Source organism: Devosia sp., from assembly GCF_040509215.1.
Classification (GTDB): Bacteria; Pseudomonadota; Alphaproteobacteria; order Rhizobiales; family Devosiaceae; genus Devosia.
The window spans coordinates 1-3,226 of sequence record NZ_JBEVLL010000285.1 but is presented as its reverse complement, the minus strand read 5'-3'; the positions used below and the strand labels follow the sequence as shown (position 1 = coordinate 3,226).

The 3,226-nt window shown below is 64.7% G+C and carries 2 protein-coding genes; both read right to left on the bottom strand.

Annotated elements, in window-relative coordinates:
- On the bottom strand, positions 1-2,533 hold a 2,533-nt coding region (gene mutS, locus ABW043_RS16025; protein ID WP_353922202.1), incomplete at its 3' end, for a DNA mismatch repair protein MutS.
- Between the two features lie 90 nt (positions 2,534-2,623).
- A partial coding sequence (locus tag ABW043_RS16020; RefSeq protein WP_353922201.1) for a DUF2189 domain-containing protein occupies positions 2,624-3,226 on the bottom strand: 603 nt, incomplete at its 5' end.

Genomic DNA, 3,226 nt, shown 5'->3' with positions numbered 1-3,226 from the left:
GGCTGGAAGAGGCCGTACCGGCCGAGCGTTGTTCGAGGACATCAAGCACCTGCTTGGCGCGATGGATAACCGGATCGGGCAGGCCAGCAAGCCGGGCCACCTGAATGCCGTAGGAGCGATCGGCGGCGCCGGGCCCGACTTCGTGGAGGAACACGACTTCGCCCTCCCACTCGCGGACCTTCATGGTGACATTGGCGACGCGGGACAGCGTTTTTGCCAGACTCGTCAGTTCGTGGAAGTGGGTGGCAAAGAGAGCACGGCAACCGGTGGTTTCGTGCAGCGCCTCCACCGATGCCCAGGCGATGGAAAGACCGTCAAAGGTCGCAGTACCACGGCCGATTTCGTCGAGCACGACAAGCGAATGGCGCGTGGCGCGATTGAGGATGGCGGCCGTCTCGACCATTTCGACCATGAATGTCGAGCGACCGTGGGCAATGTCATCAGAGGCGCCGACGCGGGAGAAGAGGCGATCGACGACACCGATATGGGCACTTTCGGCCGGCACGAAACAGCCCATCTGCGCGAGGATTGCGATCAGAGCATTCTGACGGAGGAAAGTCGATTTACCGCCCATATTGGGGCCAGTGACCAGCCACAGCTTGCCGCCGCCGGCATCTTCGCTGCCCGAGAGATCGGCGTCATTGGCCACAAAGCTCTGGCCTTCGGCCCTTACCATTTGTTCCACGACCGGATGGCGCCCGCCGACGATGGCGAAAGCAAGGCTGTCATCGACCTGGGGGCGGCAATAAAAGCGCGTAGCGGACACTTCGGCGAGAGCGGCGGTCACGTCCAGCTCGGCAAGGGCGTCGGCAAGGCCCTGGAGTTCGCCGGTGCGGGCGAGCACGTCTTCGCGCAGCCGGGTAAAAATGCCGAGTTCGATTTCGAGTGCCGCCTCGTGTGCCTTGGCGATGCGGCCTTCGAGTTCGGCCAGTTCCGTCGTCGTGAAGCGCATGGCATTGGCCAGCGTCTGGCGATGGATGAAGATTTCCCGATGCGGCGGCTCAAGCAGTTTTTGGCCATGGCCGGCGGGGACTTCGACAAAGTAGCCGAGAACGCCATTGTGCTTGATCTTCAGGGAGCGGACGTCCGTCTCGTCCATCAGACGAGCCTGGAGCGCGGCGACGACGGCGCGGGTTTCTGAACCGAGCGCGCGTTCCTCGTCGAGATTTGCGTTGTAGGCGGCGCGGACGAAGCCGCCGTCTCGAGAAAGGAGCGGCAGTTCGTCGTCGAGAGCGAGACCAAGCTCGGAGGCAAGCGGACGTGGCGCTGCGCCGAGGGTCTTGGTCAGGGCCAAGAGGACATTTGGCAGGTCCGGCTGGCTGCCGAGGTCGGCGGCCAGTTCAAGCGCTGCGGCGACCGCCCGGCCGATGGCAGCGAGATCGCGGGGACCACCGCGTTCGAGCGATAAGCGGGAGAGGGCACGGGCAAGATCGGGCGCTGCCTTGAGGTCGCCGCGGAGACGGGCGCGGAGCAAGGGATCGCCGACGAGGCGCTCCACCGCATCGAGACGGTCGTTGATGGCATTGGCATCGCGCAGGGGCGCGGCAAGGCGGCTGGCGAGAAGGCGGGCGCCGGGGGCGGTGACGGTGAGATCGATCGACTGGCGCAGCGAGCCTTTGGCCTGGCCGCGCTGCGTTTGCAGGATCTCGAGGCTGGACCGGGTGGCAGCGTCGATGGCGAGAACCGCGTCGCTCGCTTGCAGGATCGGGGCGCGGAGAGGGGCGGTGCGGCCCTTCTGGCTCTGGTCGACATAGGCGACGAGGGCGCCCATGGCCGAACGGCTGGCGCGGGACAGCGCGGTGGGATCGAAGAGATCGGCAGGAAACGTGCGGCGCAGGACCTGGAGGGCGACTTCGCTGTCGGCGGCTTCCGGGGCGATGGACGAGGCAATCGCGGTCCAGGCTGGGGCGAAGAGGTGTTTTTCGACGAGGGCCTGACGCGTGGCGTCGGTGAGCAGCAGTTCGGCGGGCGAGATGCGGGCCAGTTCATCGGCGAGCCTGTCGATGGGCAGGTCGGCCACAAAAGTTTCGCCGGTGGAGATGTCGGCCCAGGCAAGGGCGAAATCGGTTTCGCCGTGACGGACCATGGCGAGAGCGGCGAGATAATTGGCCGAGCGGGCGTCGAGGTGGTCGTCCTCGGTCAGGGTGCCGGGGGTGACGAGGCGGACGACGTCGCGTTTGACGACCGATTTGCTGCCGCGTTTCTTGGCTTCGGCGGGATCTTCGATCTGCTCGCAGATGGCGACGCGGTGGCCGAGGCGGATCAGCTTGTTGAGATAGTCATTGGCCGCGTGGATCGGCACGCCGCACATGCCGATATCTTCGCCCAGATGCTTGCCGCGTTTGGTCAGGACGATACCCAGCGCGGCGCTGGCGATCTCGGCGTCTTCGAAGAAGAGCTCGTAGAAATCGCCCATGCGATAGAACAGCAGATAGCCCGGATTGACCGCCTTGATCTCGAAATACTGCGCCATCATCGGCGTCAGCGTCGCCGTGGCGGCGCTGTTCGGGGCCTCGAAAGGGGTTTGGTCCATGAGCTCGGCTAATTCGGGGCAAAGGAAAGACCGAGATTAGGACCTTGAGGTTAAGAAGCCAACTCCTTCGCTTTGAGTTTGCCCGGCTGTTTATGCGTGCGGCATGTCCCGGATCATGGAGGCCGAGGCGACCGTGCGCCGATAAAGATGCCAGGTGGCATGGCCCAAAATGGGCAGGATGACCGCCAGACCTACAAAGAGGGTAAGAGCCCCTACAAAGACCGACACCCCGACGATAACACCCCAGACGAGCATGGGGATAAGATTGCGCATTACGGCCCGAAACGAGGTTTCGACCGCCACATAGGCGCCGACATCGCGATCGAGCAGCAGTGGGAAGGCGACGACCGAGGTGCAGAGCACGACGAGGGCAAAGCAGGCGCCAACGGCCGTTCCGATGATGACGAGGGTCATGCCGCCGGGTTCGGCAAAGGCCTGGGCGAAGAGACCCTGGAAGCTTTGCGGCGGTGTGGAGCCGAAGAGGCTTTCGTAGAGGGCCTGGGCGCTGGTGAGCCAGAGGGTGAAGAGCACGAAGAGCATGGCGCCAACGGCGATGATGCTGCCGATGGCGGGGGAGCGGACAACGCTGATCGCATCGCGCCAGGACGGGTCTTCGCCCATTTCGCGCCGCCGCGAGATTTCATAGAGCGGCAGGGCGGCGACGGGGCCGATGAGCGCAAAGCCGCCGATCAG